We start from the raw sequence: 26,765 nt of genomic DNA on the forward strand, positions 1-26,765 counted from the left end.
GTTGTAGTATCGCAAGCACTCTTTTCCCCCGTTTCCCATGAGAATTCTCGGCATCGACCCCGGCTTGCGTGTGACCGGTTTCGGCGTGATCGAGCAGACCGGCCACCAGCTCACGTACGTGACGAGCGGCGTGATCAAGACCGCCGATGCCTCGCTGCCCGAGCGCTTGGGCACGATCTTCGAGGGAATCTCGACGCTGATCCGCGAGCACCGGCCCGATCAGTCGGCCATCGAAAAAGTATTCGTCAACGTCAATCCGCAGTCGACACTCCTGCTCGGCCAGGCGCGGGGCGCGGCGATTTGCGGGCTTGTCGCGGGCGGCGTGCCGGTGGCCGAATACACGGCGCTGCAGTTGAAGCAGGCGGTGGTCGGCTATGGCCGCGCGACGAAGGAGCAGGTGCAGCAGATGGTCGTACGCCTGTTGAACCTCTCCGGCGTGCCCAGCACCGACGCAGCCGACGCCCTCGGCATGGCGATCTGTCACGCGCACGGCGGCGATACGCTCAGCACGCTGGGCGGCATTGCGCCCGCGCTCGCGAAAAAAGGGTTGCGGGTGCGGCGCGGGCGGCTTATCGGCTGAGTGCGTGAGCGTTGCGCTACACTCGCGCTTTCTTTCACCGCTTCCTTCACGATTGAATCCGCCATGATCGGTCGCATCGCCGGCGTCCTGCTGGAAAAAAATCCGCCTCATCTGCTCGTCGATTGCAGCGGCGTGGGCTACGAAGTCGACGTGCCGATGAGCACGTTCTACAACCTGCCCTCGACCGGCGAAAAAGTGGTGCTGCTCACGCAGTTGATCGTGCGCGAGGACGCCCACCTTCTGTACGGGTTCGGCACCGCGCAAGAACGCTCGACGTTCCGCGAGCTGTTGAAAATCACCGGCATCGGCGCACGGATGGCGCTTGCAGTGCTGTCGGGCATGAGCGTGCATGAGCTGTCCCAGGCGGTCACGCTGCAGGATGCGGCTCGCTTGACGCGCGTGCCCGGCATCGGCAAGAAAACGGCGGAACGGCTGCTCCTCGAGCTGAAGGGCAAATTGGGCGCCGACCTCGGCACGATGGCCGCTGCCGCGTCGGCATCCGGCCATGCGACCGATATCCTGAACGCATTGCTCGCATTGGGTTACTCCGAAAAAGAGGCGCTGGCCGCTATCAAGAACGTGCCGGCAGGCACGGGGGTCTCCGAGGGCATCAAGCTGTCGCTGAAGGCCCTGTCGAAGGCTTGACGCGCATCGAACGCGCGGCGGCCCTCGCCTGAGCCGCACTGCGCGGCAACCGCACCAACGAACCGACTTTCGCACGCGGCGACCTGCGGCGCGATTCGGCCATTCGGCCTAGGGCGTATTCACGCCAATCGCCTTAGGCCAGTCGGCCAGCTTTGTCAGGGCGCCCTGCGCGGTACAATGCCTGCATGATCGAAACCGACAAACTCGCCGCCGAACGCATCATTGCCGCCACGCCCGCGTCGTCGCACGAAGAGGCGTTCGAGCGCGCGTTGCGCCCCCGTCAGCTCGACGAGTACGTCGGCCAGGAAAAAGTGCGCGGTCAACTGGCGATCTTCATCGAGGCGGCCAAACGCCGTTCCGAAGCGCTCGACCACGTGCTGCTGTTCGGCCCGCCAGGGCTCGGCAAGACCACGCTCGCGCACATCATCGCGCGTGAAATGGGTGTGAATTTGCGGCAAACGTCAGGGCCGGTGCTGGAGCGCGCCGGCGACCTCGCGGCGCTGCTGACGAACCTCGAAGCGAACGACGTCCTCTTCATCGATGAGATCCACCGGCTGTCGCCGGTCGTCGAGGAAATTCTGTATCCGGCGCTCGAGGATTATCAGATCGACATCATGATCGGCGAAGGGCCGGCGGCGCGCAGCGTCAAGCTCGACCTGCAGCCGTTCACGCTGGTCGGCGCAACGACGCGCGCCGGCATGCTGACCAATCCGCTGCGCGACCGTTTCGGCATCGTCGCGCGTCTCGAGTTCTACGATGCCGAGCAGTTATCGCGCATCGTGCGCCGCTCGGCAACGCTCCTGGGCGCACAGATCCATCCCGACGGCGCGCTCGAAATCGCAAAGCGCTCGCGCGGCACGCCGCGGATCGCGAATCGCCTGCTGCGCCGGGTGCGCGACTACGCGGAGGTCAAGGCGGACGGCAACATCACCGCGCAAGTCGCCGACGCCGCGCTCGCGATGCTCGATGTCGACCCGGTCGGCTTCGACCTGATGGACCGCAAACTGCTCGAGGCCATCGTCCACAAGTTTGACGGCGGCCCCGTCGGCGTCGACAACCTGGCTGCGGCCATCGGCGAAGAGCGCGACACGATCGAAGACGTGCTGGAGCCGTACCTGATTCAACAAGGCTTCCTGCAACGCACGCCGCGCGGCCGTGTGGCGACACTCCTGACCTACCGGCACTTCGGCCTCGCGGCTCCGGATTCGTCGAGCCCGGTACGCGATCTCTGGGGCGCGGGCAACACCTGATCGGCCGTCCGCGCACGGAGACGCTCAACGATGTCCGATCACGCAAGCAGCCCCCACGAAGAGCGCGCGAGTCCCGGCCATCGGGTCCTCCAGCGGCTGCGTTCGAAACTCGCGCAAAGCGTCACGCACCTGACCACCGGCAGCGGCCCGAAGCTCGACTATTCCTCTCCGCCTGGAGACCCTGGCCTCTTCGGGCCAGACGCCGTCTGCTGGAAAGTCCATGCCGATTTCACGTCGATGATGGTCGGCGGCATCAGCGCGTTGATGCTGCAGGCGCTGCATCCGCTGGCGCTCGCGGGCGTCTGGGATCATTCGTCGTTTCGCACCGATATCCTCGGGCGTCTGCGCCGCACCGCAACGTTCATCGCCGGCACCACCTACGGCAGCCGCAGCGATGCGCTGGCGCTGATCGAGCGAGTCAAGCAGATCCATCTCGGCATCAGCGGCACCGCGCCGGACGGCAGGCCGTACCGGGCAAGCGACCCGGAGCTGTTGACCTGGGTGCATGTCGCCGAAGTGTCGAGTTTTCTCACCGCCCATCTGCGCTACGTGAGTCCGTCGCTGCCGGTCGCGGCGCAGGATCAGTACTATGCGGAAACCGCCCGCATCGCGCGGATGCTCGGCGCGACGCACGTGCCGAGCTCAAAGGCCGAAATCGACGCGTACCTGATGTCGATGCGGCCCGAACTCGAAGCCGGGCCGCGCACCCATGAAATCGTGAAGATTCTGATGAACGCGCCACCGCCCGGCTCGCGAATGCGGCCCGCCGGCACGCTGATGCTGAACGCCGGCGTCGACCTTCTGCCGGACTGGGCGCAGCAAATGCTCGGCTTCGAGCGCTTTGCCGGCGCGCGCCGTGTACTGGTGCGGCCTGGTGTGCACATCATTGCCCCGGTGATTCGCTGGGCGCTCGTGAACGGCGTCTCGAAACGCGCACGGCGGCGCGTGGCAGCTCGCCAGTCTTGACAATCGAGCCTGCGCCAGCGGGACGCGCGACCGGCAGCCTGAAGAGCAGCAACGGTCGATCAGCGGAACAACGCCGGATCCTTGACGTACCCGTCGTCATCGCTATTGCCGGCGAGGTGGTCGATATCAGCCCAAGCCAGCACCCGCGCGCGGCCGCCGTTGAATTCCACTGTGTTGATGCTCGTGTTGAGCAACGCGTAGTTGCGCGGCGCGTCGAGCAGAAGGCCGTTGGCGAAGCGATACACGCAGTCGAGCACGCCACCGTGCGCAACGCACGCAATACGTCCTTCCGGATTTTCGGTGACGATCGACTCCACCGCGTGCACCACGCGATGGTAGAACGCGCGGGACGATTCGCCGCCCTCCGGAGCGAAGCCCGGATCGCGCGTCTGCCAGACCGCGTATTCGTCGGGGAAGCGCGCCTCGATCTCTGTGCTGTCGTGACCTTGAAAGACGCCGTACGCACGCTCGCGCAGGCCGGGCTTCAATCGCAGCGGCAGGCCAAGCGCGGACGCAGCAGGTTGCGCGGTTTGCTGCGCGCGCTGCAGATCGCTCGAATAGATTGCATCGAGCCTGGCGCCCGACTGCGCCTCGCGCGCCAGACGTGCGGCAAGCTGCTGGGCTTGCGCGACGCCGCTCTGCGCAAGCGGAATGTCGATATGGCCTTGGATACGCCTGATGCGATTCCAGTCGGTCTCGCCGTGTCGGATGAAAAGGACTTGGGTGGGCATGGGGTGCCAGGGGCGAAGAGCAGAACCGTCATTGTCGCAAAAACGATCCCCAGACGAGTTAGAGGATCGCGCCGGCAGGGCCTGCAGCGCCATCGCAGGATCTAAGCCCGACGTCCCCCGTTCGCACCGCTAGTAACAGACCCTAGCCGCGCGTCTGCAACCAGAACGTAACAGGGCCGTCATTGACGAGCGAAACCTGCATCTCCGCGCCGAATTCGCCAGTCTCGACGACTGGATGTTTCGCCCTCGCTGCCGCGACGAAATAGTCGAACAAGCGCTTGCCCTCGTCGGGCGGAGCGGCGGGCGTAAAGCTGGGCCGCAAGCCGCTGTTGGTGTCAGCGGCGAGCGTGAACTGCGATACGAGCAGCAGGCCGCCGGCGCGGCCCTCGCCGTCGATGTTCGTGACGGGCAAGTTCATCTTGCCCGCTGCGTCGCTGAAGACGCGATAGCCGAGGACTTTAGCGAGGAGCTTGTCGGCGCTCGCATCGGTGTCGCCGCGCTCGGCGCAGACGAGCGCGAGCAGGCCAGCGTCGATCGCGCCCGTCACGCGCTCACCGACGCGCACTTCAGCGCACTTCACGCGCTGAATCAGCGCGATCATGCGCAGCACCCGCCGCGAGGACACAACGGCGCGGAAAGCGGCGCCGCCAACCAGATCGCCGCGACCATCCTCACGCCGACACCGTCACGCGCGCAAAGCGGCGCTTGCCGACCTGCACGACGTACTCGCCGGCTTCGAGCTTCAACCCCTTGTCGGAGACGATCGCGCCGTCGATCTTCACGCCGCCCTGCTCGATGTTGCGCAGCGCTTCGCTCGTCGAAGGCACGAGACCCGCTTGCTTGAGCAGCTGCCCGATCGCGACCGGCGCGCCCGCGAGCGTCACCGACGGAATGTCGTCCGGCACGCCGCCCTTCGCGCGGTGGTTGAAGTCTTCGAGCGCGCGCTCGGCATCGGCCTGCGAATGGAAACGCGCGACGATCTCCTGCGCGAGCAGCACCTTGAAGTCACGCGGGTTGCGCCCTTCTTCGATTTCGCGCTTGAATTGCGCGATCTCGTCGAGCGGACGGAACGACAGCAGCTCGAAGTAGCGCCACATCAGCACATCCGAGATGCTCATCAGCTTGCCGAACATGTCGGTGGGCCTCTCGCTGATGCCGACGTAGTTGTTCTTCGACTTCGACATCTTCTCGACGCCGTCGAGCCCTTCGAGCAGCGGCATCGTCAAGATGCACTGCTGTTCCTGCCCATACTGCTTCTGGAGTTCGCGGCCAACGAGCAGGTTGAATTTCTGGTCGGTGCCGCCGAGCTCGAGGTCGGCATTGAGCGCGACCGAGTCGTAGCCCTGCATCAGCGGGTAGAGGAATTCGTGAATCGAGATCGGCACGCCGCCTTGGAAACGCTTCGTGAAGTCTTCGCGCTCGAGAATCCGCGCCACCGTGTAGCGCGACGCAAGCTTGATCATGCCATCGGCGCCGAGCGGCATCGACCATTCGCTGTTGTAGCGGATCTCGGTCTTCTCACGGTCGAGCACGAGTGCGGCCTGCTCGAAATACGTCTTCGCATTCGATTCGATCTGCTCGCGCGTGAGCGGCGGACGCGTCGCGTTGCGGCCCGACGGATCGCCGATCAGCGACGTGAAATCGCCGATCAGGAAGATCACCGTGTGCCCTAGGTCCTGCAGTTGGCGCATCTTGTTCAGCACGACGGTGTGGCCGATATGGATGTCGGGCGCCGTCGGATCGAGCCCGAGCTTGATGCGCAACGGCGTGCCGGTCGCCGCGCTCTTCGCGAGCTTCTGCGCAAACTCCTCTTCGATCAGCAGCTCATCGACGCCGCGCTTGGTGACGGCCAGTGCGTGACGGACCTCGTCGGTGATCGGGAATGGCGAGGCGGGCATGGCGGAGGTGGACTCGGTGCTCATCTTTGAACGGGTAATCGGGACGTTGCAAAAAGTAAGATTGTCCCATATCTCGCGGCTGGCCCCTTTGTTCGCGCTTAACGATTGCCGCGCTAACAAGGATAATCTGACGCAAGCCAACGGCGACCAGCGGCAACGGACGGCTACGAGCCGTCTGCCCCCGCCCTCGCCGACAACGACAGACAGGAGCCAAACGTGGCGCACAGCACGGTCAAGAACCCGGCGGACGGCGTGTATTTCGGGCTGATGTCCGGCACCAGCATGGATGGCGTGGACGGCGTCGCGGTCCAATTCGCAGCAGGCAAGCCTCCCGTTGTGCTGGCGGAAGCGTTCGTCGGTTTCGCCGAAGGGCTGCGCGAAGCGCTCTTCGGCCTCCAGCAGCCGGGCGAGAACGAAATCGAACGCGAGGCGCTGGCCGCAACGGCGCTCGCCGCGCGTTATGCGGTCTGCTGCCATGAATTGCAGCGTGCGGCGAATCTGTCGCCGTCGCAGGTGCGGGCGATCGGCGCACACGGACAGACCGTGCGGCATCGGCCGGAAAAAGGCTACACGCGCCAGATCAACAACCCGGCGCTGCTCGCGGAGATGACCCATATCGACGTCATCGCCGATTTCCGCAGCCGCGATGTCGCCGCGGGCGGCCAGGGCGCGCCGCTCGTGCCCGCGTTCCATGCGACGGTCTTCGGCGCGGCGGATGAGACGCGGGTCGTCTGCAATCTCGGCGGTATCAGCAACATCACGATCCTTCCCGCCGGCAGCGGCCAGGGCAGCGCAGTCAACGTGCGCGGCTTCGATTGCGGCCCGGCCAACGTGCTGCTCGACGAATGGGCGCACCGGCATTTGGGCACGCCCTTCGACGAAGGCGGGCGGCTTGCGGCAAGCGGCCACGTGAATCAGCCGCTCTTGAACGCGCTTCTGGACGAACCTTTCTTTGAAGCCGCACCGCCGAAAAGCACCGGCCGCGACCTGTTCAACGCGCTGTGGCTCGACGCCAAACTCAGCGGATTTTCCACCGTGAGCCCTGCCAATGTGCAGGCCACACTCGCAGCACTCACGGCGACGACCGTTGCACGCGAAATCGAACGTCACGCATCGGACTGCCGAGCGGTCTACGTTTGTGGAGGCGGCGCGCGCAATCCCGAGCTGATGAAGGCGCTCGAGACGTCGCTTGCGCAAAGCGGCGTCTGCGGCGTGCCGGTGAAGACGACCGATGCGCTCGGCGTGCCGCCGCATCATGTGGAAGCGCTGGCGTTCGCGTGGCTGGCGATGCGCTGCGTGGACCGCGCGCCTGGCAATCTACCGGCGGTCACGGGCGCGTCGGGCGACCGCGTGCTGGGCGCGATCTATCCGCGCTGAAGGTACCAACGAGAAACGGGGCTTGAAGCCCCGTTTTCTTGCATCGATTTCCGGCAAAAGCCGGCAAACAGACGTCCCGGCCTATCAGACCGAGAACGACGAACCGCAACCGCAAGTGGTCGTCGCGTTCGGATTCTTGATGACGAACTGCGCGCCGTTGATGTCATCCTTGTAGTCGATCTCAGCGCCAACCAGATACTGGTAGCTCATCGAATCGATCAGCAACTGGACGCCGCCCTTGTTCATCACGGTGTCGTCTTCGTTGATGGCCTCGTCGAACGTGAAGCCATACTGAAAGCCGGAGCAGCCGCCACCCTGCACGAACACGCGCAGTTTCAGGTCGGGATTGCCTTCCTCGTCGATCAGTTGCTTGACCTTTTCGGCCGCTGCGTCGGTGAAGACGAAGGGACTCGGCATCTCGGTCACGGGGGTGTCGGTGACAGCGTTCATTCGAACTCTCCAAAAAAGCTTCTAGACGCTATTGTAGGGCTGATCTCGATATCGTGCCGAAGTCCATGAAATCAATAGGTTCTTCGCAGTAGACCGCGCGTTGAGCCACGAGTGGCAAGAAACGAAAAAGCCGCCAGCGCATATGCGCGTGGCGGCTTTTCGTACAGCGGTTGCGCCGTAAAGCGGGCGCAACGCCAAAGCGATTAACGCTTCGAGAACTGCTTCCTGCGGCGTGCCTTGTGGAAGCCGACCTTCTTACGTTCGACTTCACGTGCATCGCGCGTCACGAAGCCGGCGTTCGACAGTGCCGGCTTGAGCGTCGCGTCGTAGTCCATCAGCGCGCGGGTGATGCCGTGGCGAACTGCACCTGCCTGGCCCGTTTCGCCACCGCCCGTCACGTTGACCTTGATGTCGAACGTCGTGGCGTGGTTCGTGAGTTCCAGCGGCTGGCGCACGATCATCAGCGACGTTTCGCGCGAGAAGTAGTCGGCGATGGGCTTGCCGTTGACGACGATGTCGCCCTTGCCTGCCTTGATGAAGACACGAGCGACTGCGCTCTTGCGACGGCCCGTACCGTAGTTCCAATTACCGATCATGTGGGCTCCCCTTAGATCTCGAGCGCTTTCGGCTGTTGTGCCGAATGCGGGTGCGTGGCTTCGGCGTAGACCTTCAGCTTCTTGATCATCGCGTAGCCGAGCGGGCCCTTCGGCAGCATGCCTTTGACCGCTTTCTCGAGCGCACGGCCCGGGAAGCGTTCCTGCATCTTGCCGAACGTCGTTTCATAGATGCCGCCCGGGTAGCCCGAGTGACGGTAGTACTTCTTGTCGGTGGTCTTGTTGCCCGTGACCTTCAGCTTGCCGGCGTTGATGACGATGATGAAATCACCGGTGTCGACGTGCGGGGTGAACTCAGGCTTATGCTTGCCGCGAAGACGGCGTGCCACTTCGCTGGCGACACGGCCGAGAACCTTATCCGTCGCGTCAATCACGTACCATTCGCGCGTCACCTCATGGGCTTTTGCGGAAAATGTCTTCATGATCGATCCAATAAAATTGCTGTGCCCTGTGTTTTTTCCTGCTTGAGTTGGCGCATCGAGGCGTCGGTGCAGGCTCTCCCTGTTCTTCTTCCGCGGGCATTGATGCGGAAAAGCCCTGAATTATAAAGGGAATTCCGCGCGCAAGTCAAAAACTCCCCGCAACGCGCCGGACGACCCGCGCATCGGTAGATCCGACCGTATTGAACAGACGAAAAAAAGCCCGAACGCTCGGTTCGGGCTTAATCCACCTAAGGAGGAGGGTGGAGGAGACATGCGAAGGTTGCCGAACAACGACAACCAATGCGTCGCATTATACGAACGCCCCTTGCACGACGCAAGAGGATTTATATTGCGAAATATGACTTCATATTGTGAAATTAAAAACGCAACCTCAAATAGGCAAAATATGATTAAAGATCAACGATGTAGGCAAATCAGGCGCACGCAGGATGCCGCAAAAACTAGAGTAAAACCCCTAATGGGAGCGGGGAATCCCTAAAGAATCCCGAGAAGACGCAAAACGACATCGGCCCGCTCCGTCAAGACTACGGCTCTCGCCTTCGATCGCGTCCGGCGTAGCTCATGTCAGCGGGCTACAATGCCCGTCTCGAATTACCGATTTGCTGGAGTGCAAGCATGGAATGCAAAGTGAGCTGGATGGGACAGGACGGCATGTCGTTCGCTGCCGAAACCGGCAGCGGCCACCTGGTCGTGATGGACGGCGCGCCCGAGGGCGGCGGCCGCAATCTCGCGCCGCGTCCGATGGAAATGGTCCTGCTCGGCACCGGCGGCTGCACCGCTTACGACGTCGTGATGATCCTCAAGAAGAGCCGCCAGGAAATCTCCGGTTGCTCGGTGACACTCAAAGCGGAGCGCGCGAGCGAAGACCCGAAGGTCTTTACGAAGATCCACTTCCACTTCACGGTCACCGGCAAGAACCTGAACCCGTCGACTGTCGAGCGCGCGATCAATCTTTCGCACGACAAGTACTGCTCGGCGTCGATCATGATGGCGAAGACGGCCGAGCTCACGCATTCGTTCGATATCGTCGCGGACTGAATCCAGCCAAGCGCAACAAAAAAAAGCCGGCGTCGATCAAGACGCCGGCTTTTTTGATTGCGCGGCAAAGCGAGCCGATAAGCCGGATTCTGTGCACGCCCAGCGCTCCGAGAGCGCCGCGCGCGTGGCAGCCATTCCTCTAGGCGCGCCATTGCTGACGCGCTCAAGCTTCCTACCCGCAGACGAGACGGGGGCCCCGTCCTGCATCGCGAGGATGCACGCCTGCCTACTTGGAATTGCTCCGGGTGGAGGTTACCGTGCCGGACTGCGTCGCCGCAGCCGCGGTGCGCTCTTACCGCACCGTTTCACCCTTACCTGATCCCGGCTGAGCCGGGCCATCGGCGGTTTGCTTTCTGTTGCCCTGTTCCGCGTGTCGCCACGGATGGCCGTTAGCCATCACCCTGCCCTATGGAGTCCGGACTTTCCTCGCCCTCCCCGGCTTAAAGCCGGAAAAGCCGCGACTGCCTGGCCCGCTTTGCAAGCGGTGATTCTATCATGCGGGATTTGAGCACCCATGGGCCATAGACCGGCGCCGTTGCCGCCCTTCAGCGCGCGCGACGCCCTAAGCGGAACACCTGCTTATCGTCGTAGAACGCGGGATCGTCGTTCGCGGGCCACCAGCCGGGAATACCGAGCACAGGCAGCGGCGCGAACATTCGGCTCGCAAGCGGTTCGCGCGCTATGAATGCGCTGACGGTCTCGTCGAGCAGCGCCCGTTGCTGCGCATCGGGCCGCGAGAAGTACTCGCCTGACACCTCGACGATCCAGGCGTGTCCGGTGCACGCCTTGTACGGCGCGATCAGCTTTTCCAGGAGCGCGTGGCCGAACGAGCGAACCTCGCAACGCTCGCCCCAGGCTGCGCGATTTGCCACCAGCAAGGTCTGCCAGTCGAAGTTGCGCAATGCGGCGGCGAGCGCCGGATCGGCCGTCGCGAACAGCAGCGCATTTTCGTCGAACAAGGTAAGGGTATCGCGCACGCCGCCGCGGGTCGGTCCGACGCCGAGCTGATCGATGGCCTCCGACTGCCGCGCATTCAGCGCCGCCTTGATGCGCGGAAACGCGAACCACATCAGCGCGTTGAAAAAGTCGTGCAGGTTGTGCCGCGTCGGCACGCAGCCGGTGGCGCCGATATGCGCCTCGTACGCGGCGCCGGGCGGGAGGTCGTCCTGCTCGATGAACGCAAGCGATTTGCCGCGGCCCGTCGTTTGACCGCTTGCGCGGGCGTCGCGATTGAGTTCGGCGAGATAGGCGGCTTCGCTCTCGAGCGCCGCTCGCTGCCAGCGCGCGCCGCGCTCGGCGAGCGGCGCAAACCACGGCTTGGACCAATCGATGTGTTCGAAGGCCGATGCGTCGGCTGCGGAAATGCGAGCGCTCGAAGGCGCTCGGACTTCGTCCGGCGACATGCCGTCGCCTGAAAGAGACGCGCTCGCCGCGTCGAGGCTTGATGTGTGCACCGCCACCGTCAGCTTCCTGCCGAAACGCTCAAACCAGCCGCCAGCCGATTTCCTCGCCGCCGCGCAACGGCACCACCGGTGCGCCGCCGGCTTCGATCTCGGCGGGCAGCGTCCACGTCTCGCGCCGCAGCGTCACACGCTCCTCGCTGCGCGGCAGCCCGTAAAAGTCCGCGCCGAAGAAGCTCGCGAAGCCTTCGAGTTTGTCGAGTGCGCCCGCCTCGTCGAACGCCTGCGCGTAAAGTTCGAGCGCGTGCAGCGCGGTGTAGCACCCCGCACAGCCGCACGCGTGCTCTTTGAGACCCTTCGGATGCGGCGCGCTGTCGGTGCCGAGGAAGAAGCGCGGATTGGCCGACGTCGCCGCCTCGACGAGCGCCACGCGATGCGTCTCGCGCTTCAGCACCGGCAGGCAGTAGTAATGCGGGCGAATGCCGCCCTGGAAGATCGCGTTTCGGTTGAAAAGCAGGTGGTGCGCGGTGATCGTCGCCCCCAGCAGCCCCGGCGCGACGCCCGCATCACGTACGTAGTCGGCGGCGTCCTTCGTCGTGATGTGCTCGAACACGACTTTGAGCGCCGGGAAGTCGCGGCGCAGCGGCGTCATCACGCGATCGATGAAGACCTTCTCGCGATCGAACAAATCAATAGACGGGTCCGTCACCTCGCCGTGGATCAAGAGCGGCATGCCGGCTTCCTGCATCGCCTCGAGCGTCTTCGCGCATTTCAGGAGGTTCGTCACGCCGGCGTCCGAATTCGTGGTCGCGCCCGCCGGGTAGAGCTTCACTCCGTGCACGAAGCCGCTTTCGCGCGCGCGGCGAATCTCGTCGGGCGGGGTGTTGTCGGTGAGATAGAGCGTCATCAGCGGCTCGAACTTCGTGCCTGCCGGCAGCGCGGCCAGGATGCGCCCGCGGTACGCCTGCGCCTGCGCCGTCGTCGTCACGGGCGGCTTCAGGTTCGGCATGATGATCGCGCGGCCGAACTGGCGTGCGGTATGCGGCAGCACCGCGGCGAGCATCGCGCCGTCGCGCACGTGCAGGTGCCAGTCGTCGGGACGGGCGAAGGTGAGCGTGTCTTGAGCCGCGCCAGCCGACGCGGCGATGGAAGAAGGAATGGAAGCGGTCATGGCGAGGGTGTAACGAGAGTGGCAAGCGCAGCGCCCCATGCGCAGCAAAGCTTCGGCGAATAACCCGGCTCGCGACGTGGAAAAACTGCAACGTGCGCGCCGCGACACCCGGAATTTCGCTTTTTGCCGCTTGGGGCTCGGTGATATGCTTCAAAAAACATATTGTAACGGGTTCGCCTAGCGACTCAGCGGCGGGTTCACCCGCTGGTTCGCCCGCTGGTCCGGCCGCCACACACGCTCCGCTTTATCTGCACCATGTGCCAACTTCTCGGAATGAACTGCGCCGCGCCGACGGACGTCACGTTCTCTTTCACCGGCTTTGCGGCGCGTGGCGGCGTCACCGATCACCATGCCGACGGCTGGGGCATCGCGTTCTTCGAAGACAAAGCCTGCCGTCTCTTCATCGATCATCAATCGTCGGCCACGTCGCCGATCGCCGAGATGGTCAAGCGCTATCCGATCAAGTCGAAGAACACGATCGCGCACATCCGCAAGGCGACGCAAGGGCACATCCAGCTCGAAAACTGCCATCCGTTCATGCGCGAGTTGTGGGGGCGCCATTGGATCTTCGCGCACAACGGCGACTTGAAAGACTATGGCCCGGCGATGAACGGCGTCTATCAGCCGGTCGGCACGACCGACAGCGAACTCGCGTTCTGTGCCTTGATGCAAGGCTTGCGCACGGCGTTTCCCGGCTCGCAGCCGCCGCTTGACGAGTTGTTCGACGCGCTCGGCACCCTTACGCGCGAAGTTACGAACTTCGGCGTGTTCAACTTCCTGATGTCGAACGGACAGGCGCTCTTTGCACACTGCTCGACGCATTTGCACTACCTCGTGCGAAGCTGGCCGTTCTCGACCGCGCATCTGATCGACGCGGACATGTCGATCGATTTCGCGAAATATACGACACCGGAAGATCGCGTCGCCGTGATCGCCACACAGCCGCTGACGGATAACGAAATCTGGAGCGCCTTCGTGCCTGGCGATCTGCTGATGTTCCAGCATGGCGACGTGGTCGCGCGGACCCATATCCCGGTGCCGCAGTTCGTACTCGATAAAGCGCGCAATCCGGAGTGCGACGAAACAGCATCGGCGTCGATGCTGCCGGCGACAGCGGAACTCGATATCGAATCGGACGATACCGCTGCGTGCGAGTCGTGACGGCGCATCGACGCGCTAGCAGAACGCCTCATGCAAAAAGGCCGCCTCGGTGTCCCATACAGGGCAGTCGGCCATCGGGTCGCCGCCCCAACGGACGGCGCGCCACGCTCAATGCAGGATCTTCGCCAGAAAATCCTTCGCCCGGTCCGACTTCGGATTCGCGAAGAAATCCTCCTTGCGATCGTCTTCGACGATGATCCCCTTGTCCATGAAGATCACGCGATGGGCGACCTTCTTCGCAAAGCCCATCTCGTGCGTCACGCACATCATGGTCATGCCTTCCTGCGCGAGTTCGACCATCACGTCGAGCACTTCGTTGATCATCTCGGGGTCGAGCGCCGAGGTCGGTTCGTCGAACAGCATCGCGATCGGGTCCATCGACAGCGCGCGCGCAATCGCCACCCGCTGCTGCTGGCCGCCCGAGAGCTGCCCCGGGAACTTCTCCGCATGCGCCTTGAGCCCGACTCGATCAAGCAGCTTGAACCCCTTCTCGGTGGCTTCGTCCTTCGAGCGGCCGAGCACCTTGATCTGCGCGAGCGTCAGGTTCTCGACGATCGACAGATGCGGAAACAGCTCGAAGTGCTGAAACACCATGCCGACCTTCGAGCGCAGCTTCGACAGATTCGTCTTCTTGTCGCCGACCGACTGGCCGTCGATCAAAATTTCGCCCTGCTGGAACGGCTCGAGGCCGTTCACGGTCTTGATGAGCGTCGACTTGCCGGAGCCCGACGGCCCGCACACCACGACCACCTCACCTTTTCTCACCGCCGTCGTGCAGTCGGACAGCACCTGAAAGTGACCGTACCACTTCGACACGTTCTTAATGGAAATCATCTTGCGACCTTTTTCTGAAGACCTTTGACGAGGCCCGATGCGATCATGCAACTCACGAAATAACACGCACCGGCGAACAGTATCATTTCGACGATCGAGCCGTCCCGGTCGCCAATATTCGTTGCCGTGGGCTCTGCATGGGGCCGGAGTAAGTGGAATCGCGTAAGTGCAGCACAACTATTGTGAAAGAAGTGAAATGGCAAATCGAAAGCAAGGCGGCTTCGTCGAGAACGCGCCCGTTCCACAAACGCAAACGGGCGGCATCTTATCGATGCCGCCCGTCTCTCAGATGCTAGCGCGGTCTTGTGGACCGCGCCGGTAGGATCTGATCTTTCGATCAGCAGGGGATCAGGGGTACAGGCCGCGCATTTCGCGCGCCATCAGAATCCGCTTGCACGCGACGATGAACGCCGCCGTCCGCACGGACACGTTGTTCTCGCTCGCCACTTGCCACACCGCGGCAAACGCTTCGCGCATCACGCGTTCGAGACGATGGTTGATCTCGTCTTCGGTCCAGAAGAAGCTCGAGAAGTCCTGAACCCATTCGAAGTACGACACCGTCACGCCGCCGGCGTTCGCGACCACGTCGGGGATCACGAGCACGCCCTTGTCGCGCAGGATGTCGTCGGCGGCCGTCGTGGTCGGGCCGTTCGCGCCTTCCACGATGATCTTCGTCTTGATCTTCGATGCATTCTTTTCGGTGATCTGGTTTTCGAGCGCGGCCGGAATCAGGATGTCGGTCTCGATGGTCCAGAACTCGTCGTTCGCGAGCGGCTCAGCGCCTGCGAAGCCGCCCACGCCCCCCGTCTTGGCGACGTGCTCGAGCAGCGCCGCGGTGTCGATGCCCGACGACTTGCAGAGCGAACCGGTGTGGTCCTGCACGGCGATGACTTTCGCCCCCGCCTCCTGGAACAGGCGTGCTGCGATGCCGCCCACGTTGCCGAAGCCCTGCACCGCGACGCGTGCGCCTTCGATCTCGACGCCGACGCGGCGCGCCGCTTCCGTACCGACGGTGAACACGCCGCGGCCGGTCGCTTCCTTGCGGCCGAGCGAGCCACCGAGCGAGATCGGCTTGCCGGTCACGACGCCCGTGGCCGTCTGGCCTTGGTTCATCGAGTAGGTGTCCATCATCCACGCCATGATCTGCTCGTTCGTGTTCACGTCCGGCGCGGGGATGTCGGTGTTCGGTCCGATGATGATGCCGATTTCGCTCGTGTAGCGGCGCGTCACGCGCTCGAGCTCGCCGCGCGACAGCTTGCGCGGATCGACGCGGATACCGCCCTTCGCGCCGCCGTACGGCACGTTCACTGCAGCGTTCTTGACCGACATCCAGGCGGAGAGCGCCATCACTTCTGAGAGCGTCACGTCCTGGTGGTAGCGCACGCCGCCCTTGCCCGGGCCGCGCGACACGTTGTGCTGCACGCGGTAGCCCTCGAAGTGCGCGACCGTGCCGTTGTCGAGTTCAATCGGCACGTCGACGATGAGAATGCGCTTCGGACGCTTCAGCGTTTCAAGCCAGCGCGACAGCGAGCCGAGGTAAGGCGCGACGCGATCGACTTGTTGCAGGTAGTTGCCCCAGGGGCCGAGATCGTCGCTGTGCAGATACGAGGGAATGGATTGCGCAGCGGGCGAGGACTGCAATTGCGAGGACATGAAATCTCCGACGGTCAACAGGTGACTGCAATTGTCGGGAAGGCCATTTCCGAAATCCAATGCCGATTCATTATCCCATTATGCATATCGTGCATAACGCCGTTTTGGGGCGTTGGGCGTGGTACGCGCCCGCGCCAAACGGCAATGGTGCGGGTTCGGCTCGCGAGCCGCACGTCCGGAGCGGCGCGCGGTTCGGGATCGAGCGGGCCGGAAGTCTACGCGGATTGCTGAGCCAGTTCCTGCGTCACGACGTCCCACAGCCGGCGCACGAGCGCTTGCCGCGGGTCGTCGCCGTTGGCCGCGAGCTTGTCGCGGTACAGGCGGATCTCCATCGTCAGCGTGAACGGATTCGCGCCCGCGCCGCGAGCCGCCCGATCGAGGCGGATCAGCGTGCCGCCCGCCACCGCGTCTTCGACGGCGCTGTGCGGCAGGAACGCGACGCCGTGACCGGCGAGCGCCATCGCCTTCAGCCCTTCGGCCATGTCGGTCTCGTAGACGCGATCGAGATAGAGCCGCGCCGGCGCATTGGCGATGATCAATTCCGTCATGCGGCCGAGGTAGGCGTTCGGGGTGTACGAGAGGTACGGCACCGGCGCGTCCGGCGTGCCGGGCAGCGTGTAGCGCGCGCGCCCCGGGCGCGACGGCGCCGAGAACGGGCTGATCGGCTCGGTGCCGAGCGTCAGCATGTCATAGCGTGCCGGGTCGAGCGCGACCGGGTGGCTCGGATGGTGATAGCCCATCACCAGGTCGCAGCCACCTTCGACGAGCGACAGCACCGCGTCGTGCACGTTCAGGGCACGCAGGCGCACGTGCACTTGCCCCATCTGCGCTTCGATGCGCTGCAGCCAGCGCGGGAAATACGTGAGCGAGATCGTATGCGGCACCGCGAATTCGATCGTCGCGGCCGGCGCGCCCGTGTGTCCGCGCAGCACGGTGCGCGCTTCGCGGAACTGCGACAGCATCGTGAGCGCCTGCTCGTAGAACACCTGTCCTGCCGGTGTGAGGCGCGTCGGATACACCGAGCGATCGATGAGCTCGGTGCCGAGCCACGCCTCGAGCGCCTGGATGCGCCGCGAAAACGCAGGCTGCGTGACATGCCGCAGCTCCGCGGAGCGGCTGAAGCTGCGCGTCTCCGCGAGCGATACGAAGTCTTCGAGCCATTTCAGTTCCATGCGGACCTTTGCGAGTGCGAGCGATGCCGAAGGCAGCGAAGCCGGCATTTTACCGGCGCGGATGCGGGGGAAAGCGACCCGCACCAGTGGTAAAATTCGCGGTTCTCCCCCGTTCTAACCGGCTAGCGAGCCGTCCCGCCCTCATCATGTCCGACACCCGCCCCGACACCCTCTTCGCCCTCACCGCCCTGTCGCCGCTCGACGGCCGCTACGCCGCCAAGACCGAAGCACTGCGCGACTGGCTCTCCGAAGCCGCGTTCATGCGCCATCGCGTGACGGTCGAAGTTCATTGGCTGATCGCGCTGTCGCATGCCGGCTTTGCCGAAGTGCCGCGCTTCTCGGACGCGTCCGAGCGGTTCCTGCTGCAGCTCGTCGAGCGCTTCACCGCGCACGACGCCGCGCGCATCAAGGAAATCGAGCGCGTCACGAACCATGACGTGAAAGCCGTCGAATATTGGCTGAAGGAATCGGTGAAGGGCCAGCCGGAACTCGAGCGCGCGAGCGAATTCATCCACTTCGCTTGCACGTCGGAAGACATCAACAACACGTCGCACGGCTTGATGCTCGCCGGCGCGCGCGAGCACGTGGTCCTGCCGGCGCTGCGCTCGGTGCACCAGCGCCTCGTCGCGCTCGCGCATGCGCAAGCCGGGCAGCCGATGCTCTCGCGCACGCACGGCCAGCCCGCCAGCCCGACGACGCTCGGCAAGGAAATCGCGAACGTCGCCGCGCGCCTCGCGCGCGCGATCGACCGTATCGCGCAAGTGCAATTGCTCGGCAAGATGAACGGCGCGGTCGGCAACTTCAACGCGCACTTGTCGGCGTATCCCGAGTTCGACTGGGAGGCGTTCTCGCGCGACGTCGTCGAGACGCGCCTCAAGCTCACGTTCAATCCATACACGATCCAGATCGAGCCGCACGACTACATGGCCGAGCTGTTCGACGCGATCGCGCGCGCGAACACGATCCTGCTCGATCTCGACCGCGACGTCTGGGGCTACGTCTCGCTCGGCTACTTCAAGCAAAAGACGAAGGCCGGCGAAATCGGGTCGTCGACGATGCCGCACAAGGTCAATCCGATCGACTTCGAGAACTCCGAAGGCAACCTCGGCCTCGCGAACGCAACGCTGCGTCACCTGGCCGACAAGCTTCCTGTGTCGCGCTGGCAGCGCGACCTCACCGATTCGACCGTGCTGCGCAACATGGGTGTCGCGTTCGGCTATTCGTTGCTGGCCTACGACGCGCTGAACCGCGGCCTCGACAAGCTCGAAGTGAATCCGCAACGCCTGAACGAAGACCTCGACAACTGCTGGGAAGTGCTGGCCGAGCCGGTGCAGACGGTGATGCGCCGCTTCGGCATCGAGAATCCGTACGAGCAGTTGAAAGAGCTGACGCGCGGCAAGGGCATCACGCGCGAGGCGCTGCAGCAGTTCATCGGCGGCCTGGCGATTCCGGCCGACGCGAAAGAACGGCTGCTTGCGATGACGCCCGCTTCGTATGTCGGCAAGGCCGTGGAATTGGCGAAGCGGATCGGCTGACGGCTTAAGAGGCTGGTCCAGCACGCGCCAGACCGCTCACAGACAAAAGGCGCCCCTCAGAGCGCCTTTTGTCATTCTCAACCGCGCAGGCCGTTGTCATCCGCCATCGCTCAACACCGCTGGATTTGCACCAGCACGCTCTCGACAATTTGCTCGGGCGTCAGCTCGATACTGACCTCGATCGCCTCGTCCGGCCCCGGCACTTCGAGCGTATCAAGCTGGCTTTGCAACAACGACGCGTCGAAGAAATGCCCGCTGCGCGCACCGAGCCGCGCCTTGAGAACATCGAACGTGCCCTTCAAGTAGACGAAGCGCACATTGTCATCGCCGCCGCGCAAGATGTCGCGATACGAGCGCTTGAGCGACGAGCACGTCAACACCGCCGTCGCCCCCGCGCGCTCCTTCTCCTCGATCGCGGCGCGGATCGTCCTGAGCCACGGCCAGCGGTCGTCATCGGTCAACGGAATGCCCCGGTGCATCTTCTCCTTGTTGGCTTCGCTGTGGAAGGCGTCGCCATCGGTAAAGCTGCACGACAGGCGCTCCGCGAGCATCTCGCCAATCCGCGTCTTGCCCGCGCCCGACACGCCCATCACGATCAAAATCATCTCCCACTCCTAAAGCTAAAACGCGTTACAGCACCGTCGCGAGCGCGAAAGTCAGACCCAAACCCAACAGCGAGATGATGGTTTCGCAAAGCGACCAGGTCTTGAAGGTCTGCCCCACCGTCATCCCGAAGTACTCCTTGATCAGCCAGAAGCCGCCGTCGTTCACGTGCGAGAAGATCAGCGAGCCGGAGCCGGTCGCAAGCACGAGCAGCTCTGGCTTCACGACGATGCCGCTCGCGGACGCGATCGGTGCGACCACGCCGCAAGCGGTCGTCATCGCGACGGTGGCCGAGCCTGTCGCAAGCCGGATCAGCGCGGCCACGAGCCAGCCGAGCAGCAGCGGCGACAGATGCGCGTGCTTCGCCGTCTCGACGATCTGGGTCGAGATGCCGCTGTCGCGCAGCACGCCGCCGAAGCCGCCGCCCGCACCGACGATGAGCGTGATGCCCGCGATCGGCGCGAGACATTCGCCGCAGAGCTTTTGGATCTGGTCGCGATTGAAGCCGCGTTGCGTGCCGAACGTCCAGAAGCTGACGAGCACCGCGATCAAGAGCGCGACGTCGGAATTGCCGATGAAATGCAGCAGATTGTTCGGCAGCGTCTTGGGCGTGAAGACGAGATCGGCCCAACTGCCGATCAGCATCAGAATCACCGGCAAGAGAATCGTGAACAGCGTGACGCCGAAGCCCGGCAGCTCGCGCTGGCTCCCTTGTGCGTGCGTTTCCACGAACTGCGCGGCAAGCGGATTGTTCTCGGGCAGCTTCACCTGCCGGTGTACGAGCAAGGCAAAGAGCGGACCGGCAACGATCGCCGTCGGCACGCCGACGATGAGCCCGTACGCGATCGTCTTGCCGATATCGGCGCCGTACGCCTGCACCGCCAGCAGCGCGGCCGGGTGCGGCGGAATCAGCCCGTGGACGACCGAGAGCCCCGCCACCATCGGCAAGCCCACCAGCAGCAGCGACTTGCCGGTGCGCTTCGCGACGTTGAACGCGATCGGAATCAAGAGCACGAAGCCGACCTCGAAAAACACCGGCAGGCCGACGATGATCGCGACGAACATCATCGCCCAGTGGATGTTCTTTTCGCCGAACCAGCTAATCAGCGTGGTTGCGATGCGCTCCGCGCCACCCGACTCCGCCATCATCTTGCCGAGCATCGTGCCCAGGCCGACCACGATCGCGATGTGGCCGAGCGTGCCGCCCGTGCCGGCTTCGAACGACTTCACGATCTTGTCCATCGGCATGCCGACCGCCAAACCGAGCAGCAGCGACACGATGATCAGGACCAGGAATGGGTAGACCTTGTAGCGGGCGATCAAGAGAATCAGCGCCGCGATGGCGATCACCGTATAGACCAGCAGCATGCTGCCTTGGACAGCTCCCATGAAGCTCCTCCTTGTGATTATTCGACCAGGGCACGAAACGGCGGGTGCATCGATCCCCAGCGTACAACGTGCCGCGCCTCCCGACGACTCGGCAAAGCCGTCTGCAGTGCGTACGCAAAGACGCTGAATTTTACTTTTGTTTATTCTTTCGAGATAGAACCGGTTCCATAAGCACAAACCCTCACCGAACGGGGCAAAAAGTGTGTTTGGCGAGGGTTATGAGATAGAACCCGGCTGGCGGTAGCGCCGCGGGGTCAATTGCGATGCGCAGCCAGTTCGGTCGCGGCATGCGCGAGGCGGGTCACTTCGTCCCAGTTTTGAGCGGCGAGCGCCGCCTTCGGCGTGAGCCATGATCCGCCGACGCAGACGACGTTCGGCTGGGCGAGGAACGTCGGCGCCGACTCGGCGGTGATGCCGCCCGTCGGGCAGAACTTCAGCGTTGGGAACGGCCCGTGGAACGCTTGCAGCATCGGCACGCCGCCCGCCTGCTGCGCCGGGAAGAACTTGACGATTTCGTAGCCGAGCTCGAGCGCGACGATGATGTCGGTCGGGGTCATCACGCCGGGCAGGAGCGGCAGTCCTGCATCCTGCGCGGCCCGGTGCATTTCCTTGGTGAGCCCTGGCGACACGCCGAACTGCGCACCGGCCTTCTTCGCGAGCGCGCATTGCTCAGGCTTCGTGATCGTGCCGACGCCGACCACGATATCGGACGCCAGTTGGCTTGCCCGCTCGATCGCCTGCAGCCCGGCCTCGGTCCTCAGCGTGATTTCGAGCACCTTCACGCCGCCCGCGTGGAGCGCGCGCGACACGTGCTCGCCCTGCTCGACCGAGTCGAATGCCAGCACCGGAATCACGGGACCCAGTCGTACGATTTCGCTGACCGTCTTCATTTGCAAGACTCCTTATTGGTGTGCCTCATTGGCGTACATCTGCAAGTCGTTCGGCCGTCTCGCCGACGAGCGGACCGAACACCGAAGCGCCCATTTCCGCCGGCGCCGCGGCCGAACGGAAGACGCCGAACAATTCGCGGCCGAAGCCGACTTCGTTTTCCGCCTGGTGCGTGGGGGCGGCCACCTCGCGCGCGGCCCATTCGCCCGGTTCGATATCGATGTCGAGCACGCCGGCTTCGGCATCGATCACGATCGTGTCGCCGGTGCGGACCTTGCCGAGCGGCCCGGCGAGCAGCGCCTCGGGCGAGACGTGGATCACTGCCGGGACCTTCCCCGACGCGCCGGACATGCGCCCGTCGGTGACGAGCGCGACATGAAAACCTTGATCTTGCAGCACGCCGAGAAGCGGCGTCAGACGGTGCAGCTCGGGCATGCCGTTCGCGCGCGCGCCCTGGAAGCGGACCACGGCGACGAAATCGCGCTTCAGTTCGCCGTTGTCGAACGCTTCCTGCACGGCCTCTTGCGAATCGAAGACGACCGCGGGCGCCGTCACTTTGCGATGATCGGGCGAGACTGCCGATATCTTGATCACGCCGCGCCCCAGCTTGCCTTGCATCAGGCGCAGGCCGCCGTCCGGCTGGAACGGCTCGCCGATCGGGCGCAGCACATTGGCGTCACCGCTCTCGGCGACGCCCGGCACCCACGTCAATCGGCCGTCGATCAGCTTCGGCTCTTCGGTGTAGTGCGCAAGGCCCTTGCCGGCGACCGTCGTGACGTCGTCGTGCAGCAGGCCGCCTTCCAGCAGATTGCGGACCAGGAACGCCATGCCGCCCGCCGCGTGATAGTGGTTCACGTCGGCCTTGCCGTTCGGATAGATCTTCGCGAGGAGCGGCACCGCTTGCGAGAGGGTGTCGAAGTCGTCCCAGTCGATCAGGATGCCGGCCGCGCGCGCAATCGCGACGAGGTGCAGCGTGTGATTGGTCGAGCCGCCCGTCGCGAGCAGCGCAACGATGCCGTTGACGACCGCCTTCTCGTCGATCACGTGGCCGATCGGCGTGTAGTGGCCGCGCTCGGCGGTGAGATCGAGCACGCGGCGCGCGGCCGCGGCGGTGAGCGCGTCGCGCAGCGGCGTGTGCGGGTGGACGAAGGCCGAGCCCGGCAAATGCAGGCCCATCACCTCCATCAGCATTTGATTGCTGTTCGCGGTGCCGTAGAACGTGCAGGTGCCGTGACCGTGGTAAGCCGCCGATTCCGCCTCGAGGAGCGCATCGCGCCCTACTTGGCCCGTCGCGTATTGCTGGCGGATCTTGGCTTTGTCGTCGTTCGACAGGCCGCTCGTCATCGGACCGGCGGGCACGAAGATCGTCGGCAGATGGCCGAACTGCAACGCGCCGATCAAGAGGCCCGGCACGATCTTGTCGCAGATGCCGAGGCACAGCGCCGCGTCGAACATGTTGTGCGTGAGCGCGACCGCCGTGCTCATCGCGATCACTTCGCGCGAAAAGAGCGACAGCTCCATGCCCGCGTTGCCCTGTGTGACGCCGTCGCACATCGCGGGCACGCCGCCCGCGAATTGCGCGACGCCGCCGTTTTCGCGCGCGGCCTGCTTGATGATGTCCGGGTACGTGATGTACGGCGCGTGGGCCGACAGCATTTCGTTGTACGCGGACACGATGCCGATATTCGGCTGGCGGATCTGCTTGATGACGAGCTTGTCGTTGCCTTCGAGGCCCGCGAAACCGTGCGCGAGATTCGCGCACGAGAGCGCGCCGCGCGCCGGGAACCGGCCTTGCGCGGCGTCGATGCGCGCGAGATAGGCCGAGCGCGTCGGCTTGCTGCGTTCGACGATGCGCTTGGTGACGGTGGTCAGCGTGGAATGCAGCGAGGCCATGGACAGACGCTCCTGAAGAACCGCGCGGCAGCGAGGCGCGCGAGTAGATGGGATCGTGGGGACGGCCGCAAGTTCGACCGGACGACGCGAGTTTAGTAGAAAAACTACAGACAATCAATCAGGAGGAGTGTGAATTGCGGAAAGGAACGGAACCGGCATCCATACTGCATATGGGCTTACACAACGCCTGGTCAAATTGCTGCGGCGCACTGTTCGGCACCCAGCCCCGCACAGTTTTGCGACGGTGGCGACACACGAAAATGTAGATTTTCTACACGCAAACGGCGATACTCTATCGAACGATTTCGCCATGCCGCGCGCCGCGGCCACGCCCATCATGCTCTCTCGAATCGAATCGATGCGCGCGCAATTGCGCCCATCCGAACGCAAACTGGCCGACTATGTGATCGACGCGCCGCGCGAAGTGCTGGATCTCGCGATGACCGAGCTTGCGCAACGCGCGGGCGTGAGTCAGCCCACCATTGCCCGTTTTTGTCATGCGCTCGGCTGCAGCGGATTTCGCGAGTTCAAGATTCGGCTCGCGCAGAGCATCGCGCACGGCGTGCCGTCGGTGTATCGCGACGTGCGTCCCGACGAGCCGGCACCGGGCGTCGTCGCCAAGGTGTTCGACCGGACAATCGGGGCCTTGATCGAAGTGCGCAACAGCCTGTCAACCGACAGCATCGCGGCAGCGATTGACTTGCTCGCGCACGCGTCGCGCATCGAGTTCTACGGCGCAGGCGGCTCCGGGATAGCCGCGCAGGATATCCAGCACAAGTTCTTCCGGCTGGGCATCCCGAGCGTGGCCTACGCCGATCCGCACACCTATTCGATGTCCGCAGCGCTGCTGGGCGCCGGAGACGTCGTGGTGACGATCTCGAACACCGGCCGCACGCGCGACATCGTCGACGCCGCCCGCTCCGCGCTCGCCTGCGGCGCAAAAGTCATTGCGATTACGCACAGCAACTCGCCGCTTGCGCAGATCGCGACAGTCAGCCTTTCAGCAAACATCGCCGAGGAAGCGGATGTGTTTTCGCCGATGACGTCGCGCATGTCGCATCTCGCGATCGGGGACATCCTGGCAGTGGGCGTCGCGTTGCAGCGCGGCCCCGATCTCGTCGACAAGCTGGGCAAGGCGAAGGAAACGATTACGCGCCGGCGGATTGGAACGGGAACCTAGGCGGCTGCGCCTCGTTTCTAAAATGGCCCTGCCAGGACCGACTTCAATGCAAAACGGGCTGCTCCGAAATCGGCAGCCCGTTTTGTTTCTGCTCATCAACTGTCAGCCGTCAATCAGAGCGCGCGGCAACACGTCAAAACGGCTTGAGCACCACCAGCGCAACCGCTGCGAGCAAGCCCAGCACCGGCAACTCATTGAAGAAGCGATACCACTTGTCCGAGCGTCGGTTTTCGCCGCGCTCGAATACCGCCAGCAAGTGTCCGCAATAGGCGTGATAGATAACCAGCAGCACGACCACGCCGAGCTTCGCGTGCATCCAGCCCTGTCCGCGGCCGATCCCGACCGCGAGCCACAGCCACAGGCCGCACGCGAGCGCCGGCACGGCGATGAACGTCATGAAGCGATACAGCTTGCGCGCCATCGTGAGAAGGCGCCGCTGCGCGGCTGGCTCGGTCTCCATGGCCAGATTCACGAAGATGCGCGGCAGATAAAACAAACCGGCAAACCAAGAGGCGATAAGAACAATGTGAAAAGTCTTGATCCAGAGCATCAGGCGGCCTAGGTTTGTTTTTCCTTATTGACGTGCTTCGCCATGTCCAAGCACGACGTACTTCAGCGAGGTGAGCCCGTCGAGCCCGACGGGCCCGCGCGCATGCAGCTTGTCATTCGAAATGCCGATTTCCGCGCCGAGGCCGTATTCGAAGCCGTCCGCGAAACGCGTCGATGCGTTCACCATCACGCTCGCAGAATCGACTTCGCGCAAAAATCGCATCGCGCGGTCGTGGTCTTCGGTCACGATTGCATCCGTGTGCGCGGAGCCGTATGTGTTGATATGGCCGATCGCGTCATCGAGGCCGTCGACGACCTTGATCGCGAGCACGGGCGCGAGATATTCGGTGCGCCAGTCCTCTTCGGTCGCATCGACCAGCGATCCCGGCGAAATCCCCGCAGCAGTGCTCAGCACTTTGCGCGCCGCCGGATCGACACGCAGCTCGACGCCCTTTTGCGCATACATCGCGCCGAGCGGCGGCAGCGCCTTATCCGCGATATCGCGCGCGACGAGAAGCGTCTCCATCGTGTTGCAGGTGCCATAGCGATGCGTCTTCGCGTTGTCGCAGACTTTCAGCGCCTTCGCGAGGTCCGCGCGATCGTCGACGTAGACATGGCAAATCCCGTCGAGGTGCTTGATCATCGGCACGCGCCCTTCCTCGATGAGCCGTGCGATCAGGCTCTTGCCGCCGCGCGGCACGATCACGTCGACGTACTCGGTCATCGTGATCAGCTTGCCGACCGCCGCGCGATCCGCCGTCTCGACCACCTGCACCGCGTCCTGCGGCAGGCCGGCTGCCGCGAGCCCCTCGCCGATCAGCCTCGCGAGCGCCGTGTTGGATTCGAGCGCCTCTGAACCGCCGCGCAAAATCGTCGCGTTGCCCGACTTCAAGCACAGCGCGGCCGCATCGATCGTCACGTTCGGGCGCGACTCGTAGATGATCCCGATCACGCCGAGCGGCACGCGCATCTGGCCGACCTGGATGCCGCTCGGGCGGTATTTCAGATTGCTGATCTCGCCGATCGGATCGGGCAGCGCCGCAACCTGGCGCAGACCTTCGATCATCGTCTTCAGCGCCTTGTCGGAAAGCGTCAGGCGATCGATGAAAGCGGCATCGTGGCCGTTGTCGCGCGCACGCGCAACGTCGCGGGCGTTGGCGTCCGTCAGTGCTTGAGCATCACGCTCGATGCCTTGCGCGACCGCCTCGAGAGCGGCGTTCTTCGCAGCGGTGCTGGCCCGCGCCATCGCACGCGACGCCTGGCGCGCTCTGCGGCCGAGGCCGGTCATGTATTCGTCGATATCCATGGTGATTCTCGTCGTGCCGCGCGAATGCATAAAGGCACG

At 64.1% G+C, this 26,765-nt stretch carries 26 protein-coding genes, 1 other RNA gene and 1 pseudogene; 9 read left to right on the forward strand and 19 right to left on the reverse strand.

The features are described 5' to 3' along the window. The first annotated feature begins 37 nt into the window (after positions 1 to 37). The 4 genes from ruvC (at position 38) to J3489_RS14880 (ending at position 3,441) form a co-directional block, all read left to right on the forward strand. Positions 38 to 580 (forward strand): crossover junction endodeoxyribonuclease RuvC, encoded by a 543-nt coding sequence (gene ruvC, locus J3489_RS14865; RefSeq protein WP_206999213.1) that lies wholly within the window; start codon positions 38 to 40, stop codon positions 578 to 580. A 63-nt stretch (positions 581 to 643) separates the two neighbouring features. Then, entirely contained in the window at positions 644 to 1,225 is a 582-nt protein-coding gene (gene ruvA / locus J3489_RS14870) for a Holliday junction branch migration protein RuvA (RefSeq protein ID WP_206999214.1), read from the forward strand. Positions 1,226 to 1,410: 185 nt separating this feature from the next. Next, complete coding sequence (gene ruvB / locus J3489_RS14875) at positions 1,411 to 2,475, forward strand: Holliday junction branch migration DNA helicase RuvB (RefSeq protein WP_206999215.1); 1,065 nt, start codon at positions 1,411 to 1,413, stop codon at positions 2,473 to 2,475. 30 nt (positions 2,476 to 2,505) lie between these two features. Continuing rightward, a complete protein-coding gene (locus J3489_RS14880) occupies positions 2,506 to 3,441 on the forward strand; it encodes an oxygenase MpaB family protein (RefSeq protein WP_206999216.1) in 936 nt (311 codons plus the stop codon). A gap of 59 nt (positions 3,442 to 3,500) precedes the next feature. Here the strand turns inward: J3489_RS14880 and J3489_RS14885 are convergent, their stop codons facing one another. The 3 genes from J3489_RS14885 to tyrS form a co-directional block, all read right to left on the reverse strand. Then, complete coding sequence (locus J3489_RS14885) at positions 3,501 to 4,172, reverse strand: histidine phosphatase family protein (RefSeq protein ID WP_206999217.1); 672 nt, start codon at positions 4,170 to 4,172, stop codon at positions 3,501 to 3,503. Positions 4,173 to 4,314: 142 nt separating this feature from the next. After that, positions 4,315 to 4,773: a D-aminoacyl-tRNA deacylase gene (dtd, locus tag J3489_RS14890; RefSeq protein WP_206999219.1), complete on the reverse strand. Its 459-nt coding sequence runs from the start codon at positions 4,771 to 4,773 to the stop codon at positions 4,315 to 4,317. A gap of 70 nt (positions 4,774 to 4,843) precedes the next feature. Next, complete coding sequence (gene tyrS, locus J3489_RS14895) at positions 4,844 to 6,094, reverse strand: tyrosine--tRNA ligase (RefSeq protein ID WP_206999221.1); 1,251 nt, start codon at positions 6,092 to 6,094, stop codon at positions 4,844 to 4,846. A 192-nt stretch (positions 6,095 to 6,286) separates the two neighbouring features. Here tyrS and J3489_RS14900 point away from each other — a divergent pair, with 192 nt between their 5' ends. Next, complete coding sequence (locus tag J3489_RS14900; protein WP_206999223.1) at positions 6,287 to 7,447, forward strand: anhydro-N-acetylmuramic acid kinase; 1,161 nt, start codon at positions 6,287 to 6,289, stop codon at positions 7,445 to 7,447. A gap of 84 nt (positions 7,448 to 7,531) precedes the next feature. Here J3489_RS14900 and erpA read toward each other — a convergent pair whose 3' ends face one another. The 3 genes from erpA to rplM form a co-directional block, all read right to left on the reverse strand. Next, a complete protein-coding gene (erpA, locus tag J3489_RS14905; protein WP_206999225.1) occupies positions 7,532 to 7,897 on the reverse strand; it encodes an iron-sulfur cluster insertion protein ErpA in 366 nt (121 codons plus the stop codon). 203 nt (positions 7,898 to 8,100) lie between these two features. Further along, the gene (rpsI, locus tag J3489_RS14910; protein ID WP_206999227.1) at positions 8,101 to 8,493 is read right to left on the reverse strand and encodes a 30S ribosomal protein S9; all 393 of its coding nucleotides are present in this window, start codon (positions 8,491 to 8,493) and stop codon (positions 8,101 to 8,103) included. Positions 8,494 to 8,504: 11 nt separating this feature from the next. Next, entirely contained in the window at positions 8,505 to 8,933 is a 429-nt protein-coding gene (gene rplM / locus J3489_RS14915; RefSeq protein ID WP_075158980.1) for a 50S ribosomal protein L13, read from the reverse strand. Between the two features lie 636 nt (positions 8,934 to 9,569). Here rplM and J3489_RS14920 point away from each other — a divergent pair. Continuing rightward, a complete protein-coding gene (locus J3489_RS14920) occupies positions 9,570 to 9,992 on the forward strand; it encodes an OsmC family protein (RefSeq protein WP_206999229.1) in 423 nt (140 codons plus the stop codon). 62 nt (positions 9,993 to 10,054) lie between these two features. Here J3489_RS14920 and rnpB read toward each other — a convergent pair. The 3 genes from rnpB to pyrC form a co-directional block, all read right to left on the reverse strand. Continuing rightward, an RNA gene (gene rnpB / locus J3489_RS14925) (RNase P RNA component class A) lies at positions 10,055 to 10,469 on the reverse strand. 68 nt (positions 10,470 to 10,537) lie between these two features. Beyond that, the gene (locus tag J3489_RS14930) at positions 10,538 to 11,395 is read right to left on the reverse strand and encodes a DUF3025 domain-containing protein (protein ID WP_206999425.1); all 858 of its coding nucleotides are present in this window, start codon (positions 11,393 to 11,395) and stop codon (positions 10,538 to 10,540) included. Positions 11,396 to 11,474: 79 nt separating this feature from the next. Next, positions 11,475 to 12,563: a dihydroorotase gene (gene pyrC, locus J3489_RS14935; protein WP_242540028.1), complete on the reverse strand. Its 1,089-nt coding sequence runs from the start codon at positions 12,561 to 12,563 to the stop codon at positions 11,475 to 11,477. A 255-nt stretch (positions 12,564 to 12,818) separates the two neighbouring features. Between pyrC and J3489_RS14940 the strand changes: the two genes are divergently transcribed. Further along, positions 12,819 to 13,724 carry a class II glutamine amidotransferase gene (locus J3489_RS14940; RefSeq protein WP_206999231.1) on the forward strand — a complete coding sequence of 302 codons (906 nt, stop codon included), beginning with the start codon at positions 12,819 to 12,821 and terminating at the stop codon, positions 13,722 to 13,724. Between the two features lie 108 nt (positions 13,725 to 13,832). On the opposite strand, the gene J3489_RS14945 is transcribed toward J3489_RS14940, so the two are convergent. The 4 genes and pseudogenes from J3489_RS14945 to J3489_RS14960 all read right to left on the reverse strand — a co-directional run bounded on the left by J3489_RS14945 (position 13,833) and on the right by J3489_RS14960 (position 17,383). After that, entirely contained in the window at positions 13,833 to 14,558 is a 726-nt protein-coding gene (locus J3489_RS14945; RefSeq protein WP_206999232.1) for an amino acid ABC transporter ATP-binding protein, read from the reverse strand. Further along, a pseudogene (locus J3489_RS14950) lies at positions 14,555 to 14,686 on the reverse strand (amino acid ABC transporter permease); the annotation flags it as partial. The pseudogene J3489_RS14950 and the gene J3489_RS14945, both read right to left, overlap by 4 nt. Positions 14,687 to 14,906: 220 nt before the next feature. Further along, on the reverse strand, positions 14,907 to 16,211 hold the full coding sequence (locus J3489_RS14955) for a Glu/Leu/Phe/Val family dehydrogenase (RefSeq protein WP_206999233.1): 1,305 nt from the start codon (positions 16,209 to 16,211) through the stop codon (positions 14,907 to 14,909). A 215-nt stretch (positions 16,212 to 16,426) separates the two neighbouring features. Next, on the reverse strand, positions 16,427 to 17,383 hold the full coding sequence (locus J3489_RS14960) for a LysR substrate-binding domain-containing protein (RefSeq protein WP_206999234.1): 957 nt from the start codon (positions 17,381 to 17,383) through the stop codon (positions 16,427 to 16,429). 146 nt (positions 17,384 to 17,529) lie between these two features. On the opposite strand from J3489_RS14960, the gene purB reads away from it, so the two are divergent. Further along, entirely contained in the window at positions 17,530 to 18,918 is a 1,389-nt protein-coding gene (purB, locus tag J3489_RS14965; RefSeq protein ID WP_206999235.1) for an adenylosuccinate lyase, read from the forward strand. Positions 18,919 to 19,028: 110 nt separating this feature from the next. Here purB and J3489_RS14970 read toward each other — a convergent pair whose 3' ends face one another. The 4 genes from J3489_RS14970 to edd all read right to left on the reverse strand — a co-directional run bounded on the left by J3489_RS14970 (position 19,029) and on the right by edd (position 23,691). Continuing rightward, positions 19,029 to 19,523, reverse strand: a complete 495-nt coding sequence (locus tag J3489_RS14970; RefSeq protein ID WP_206999237.1) for a gluconokinase — start codon at positions 19,521 to 19,523, stop codon at positions 19,029 to 19,031. A 25-nt stretch (positions 19,524 to 19,548) separates the two neighbouring features. Next, the gene (locus J3489_RS14975) at positions 19,549 to 20,910 is read right to left on the reverse strand and encodes a GntT/GntP/DsdX family permease (RefSeq protein WP_206999238.1); all 1,362 of its coding nucleotides are present in this window, start codon (positions 20,908 to 20,910) and stop codon (positions 19,549 to 19,551) included. Positions 20,911 to 21,164: 254 nt separating this feature from the next. Beyond that, positions 21,165 to 21,800 (reverse strand): bifunctional 4-hydroxy-2-oxoglutarate aldolase/2-dehydro-3-deoxy-phosphogluconate aldolase, encoded by a 636-nt coding sequence (gene eda, locus J3489_RS14980; RefSeq protein WP_374193453.1) that lies wholly within the window; start codon positions 21,798 to 21,800, stop codon positions 21,165 to 21,167. Between the two features lie 25 nt (positions 21,801 to 21,825). Beyond that, positions 21,826 to 23,691 (reverse strand): phosphogluconate dehydratase, encoded by a 1,866-nt coding sequence (edd, locus tag J3489_RS14985; protein WP_206999243.1) that lies wholly within the window; start codon positions 23,689 to 23,691, stop codon positions 21,826 to 21,828. A gap of 337 nt (positions 23,692 to 24,028) precedes the next feature. Between edd and J3489_RS14990 the strand changes: the two genes are divergently transcribed. Further along, positions 24,029 to 24,871 carry a MurR/RpiR family transcriptional regulator gene (locus J3489_RS14990; RefSeq protein ID WP_206999429.1) on the forward strand — a complete coding sequence of 281 codons (843 nt, stop codon included), beginning with the start codon at positions 24,029 to 24,031 and terminating at the stop codon, positions 24,869 to 24,871. 133 nt (positions 24,872 to 25,004) lie between these two features. On the opposite strand, the gene J3489_RS14995 is transcribed toward J3489_RS14990, so the two are convergent. Continuing rightward, positions 25,005 to 25,421 (reverse strand): CopD family protein, encoded by a 417-nt coding sequence (locus J3489_RS14995; RefSeq protein WP_206999245.1) that lies wholly within the window; start codon positions 25,419 to 25,421, stop codon positions 25,005 to 25,007. Between the two features lie 24 nt (positions 25,422 to 25,445). Further along, entirely contained in the window at positions 25,446 to 26,726 is a 1,281-nt protein-coding gene (locus J3489_RS15000; protein WP_206999246.1) for a glutamate-5-semialdehyde dehydrogenase, read from the reverse strand. Positions 26,727 to 26,765: the final 39 nt, after the last annotated feature.

Origin of the sequence: Trinickia mobilis (assembly GCF_017315705.1) — a bacterium.
Lineage (GTDB): Bacteria > Pseudomonadota > Gammaproteobacteria > Burkholderiales > Burkholderiaceae > Trinickia_A > Trinickia_A mobilis.

What these genes read in the sequence shown, in the direction of transcription:
- J3489_RS14995 (WP_206999245.1), bottom strand. Translation starts at nt 25,421, where the DNA reads ATGCTCTGGATCAAGACTTTTCACATTGTTCTTATCGCCTCTTGGTTT.
- J3489_RS14975 (WP_206999238.1), bottom strand. Translation starts at nt 20,910, where the DNA reads ATGGGAGCTGTCCAAGGCAGCATGCTGCTGGTCTATACGGTGATCGCC.
- purB (WP_206999235.1), top strand. Translation starts at nt 17,530, where the DNA reads ATGTCCGACACCCGCCCCGACACCCTCTTCGCCCTCACCGCCCTGTCG.
- J3489_RS15000 (WP_206999246.1), bottom strand. Translation starts at nt 26,726, where the DNA reads ATGGATATCGACGAATACATGACCGGCCTCGGCCGCAGAGCGCGCCAG.
- ruvB (WP_206999215.1), top strand. Translation starts at nt 1,411, where the DNA reads ATGATCGAAACCGACAAACTCGCCGCCGAACGCATCATTGCCGCCACG.
- edd (WP_206999243.1), bottom strand. Translation starts at nt 23,691, where the DNA reads ATGGCCTCGCTGCATTCCACGCTGACCACCGTCACCAAGCGCATCGTC.
- J3489_RS14970 (WP_206999237.1), bottom strand. Translation starts at nt 19,523, where the DNA reads ATGATTTTGATCGTGATGGGCGTGTCGGGCGCGGGCAAGACGCGGATT.
- pyrC (WP_242540028.1), bottom strand. Translation starts at nt 12,563, where the DNA reads ATGACCGCTTCCATTCCTTCTTCCATCGCCGCGTCGGCTGGCGCGGCT.
- erpA (WP_206999225.1), bottom strand. Translation starts at nt 7,897, where the DNA reads ATGAACGCTGTCACCGACACCCCCGTGACCGAGATGCCGAGTCCCTTC.
- J3489_RS14955 (WP_206999233.1), bottom strand. Translation starts at nt 16,211, where the DNA reads ATGTCCTCGCAATTGCAGTCCTCGCCCGCTGCGCAATCCATTCCCTCG.
- J3489_RS14930 (WP_206999425.1), bottom strand. Translation starts at nt 11,395, where the DNA reads ATGTCGCCGGACGAAGTCCGAGCGCCTTCGAGCGCTCGCATTTCCGCA.
- dtd (WP_206999219.1), bottom strand. Translation starts at nt 4,773, where the DNA reads ATGATCGCGCTGATTCAGCGCGTGAAGTGCGCTGAAGTGCGCGTCGGT.
- rpsI (WP_206999227.1), bottom strand. Translation starts at nt 8,493, where the DNA reads ATGATCGGTAATTGGAACTACGGTACGGGCCGTCGCAAGAGCGCAGTC.
- J3489_RS14885 (WP_206999217.1), bottom strand. Translation starts at nt 4,172, where the DNA reads ATGCCCACCCAAGTCCTTTTCATCCGACACGGCGAGACCGACTGGAAT.
- J3489_RS14960 (WP_206999234.1), bottom strand. Translation starts at nt 17,383, where the DNA reads ATGGAACTGAAATGGCTCGAAGACTTCGTATCGCTCGCGGAGACGCGC.
- rplM (WP_075158980.1), bottom strand. Translation starts at nt 8,933, where the DNA reads ATGAAGACATTTTCCGCAAAAGCCCATGAGGTGACGCGCGAATGGTAC.
- J3489_RS14990 (WP_206999429.1), top strand. Translation starts at nt 24,029, where the DNA reads ATGCTCTCTCGAATCGAATCGATGCGCGCGCAATTGCGCCCATCCGAA.
- ruvA (WP_206999214.1), top strand. Translation starts at nt 644, where the DNA reads ATGATCGGTCGCATCGCCGGCGTCCTGCTGGAAAAAAATCCGCCTCAT.
- J3489_RS14945 (WP_206999232.1), bottom strand. Translation starts at nt 14,558, where the DNA reads ATGATTTCCATTAAGAACGTGTCGAAGTGGTACGGTCACTTTCAGGTG.
- J3489_RS14880 (WP_206999216.1), top strand. Translation starts at nt 2,506, where the DNA reads ATGTCCGATCACGCAAGCAGCCCCCACGAAGAGCGCGCGAGTCCCGGC.
- J3489_RS14920 (WP_206999229.1), top strand. Translation starts at nt 9,570, where the DNA reads ATGGAATGCAAAGTGAGCTGGATGGGACAGGACGGCATGTCGTTCGCT.
- ruvC (WP_206999213.1), top strand. Translation starts at nt 38, where the DNA reads ATGAGAATTCTCGGCATCGACCCCGGCTTGCGTGTGACCGGTTTCGGC.
- tyrS (WP_206999221.1), bottom strand. Translation starts at nt 6,094, where the DNA reads ATGAGCACCGAGTCCACCTCCGCCATGCCCGCCTCGCCATTCCCGATC.
- J3489_RS14940 (WP_206999231.1), top strand. Translation starts at nt 12,819, where the DNA reads ATGTGCCAACTTCTCGGAATGAACTGCGCCGCGCCGACGGACGTCACG.
- eda (WP_374193453.1), bottom strand. Translation starts at nt 21,800, where the DNA reads ATGAAGACGGTCAGCGAAATCGTACGACTGGGTCCCGTGATTCCGGTG.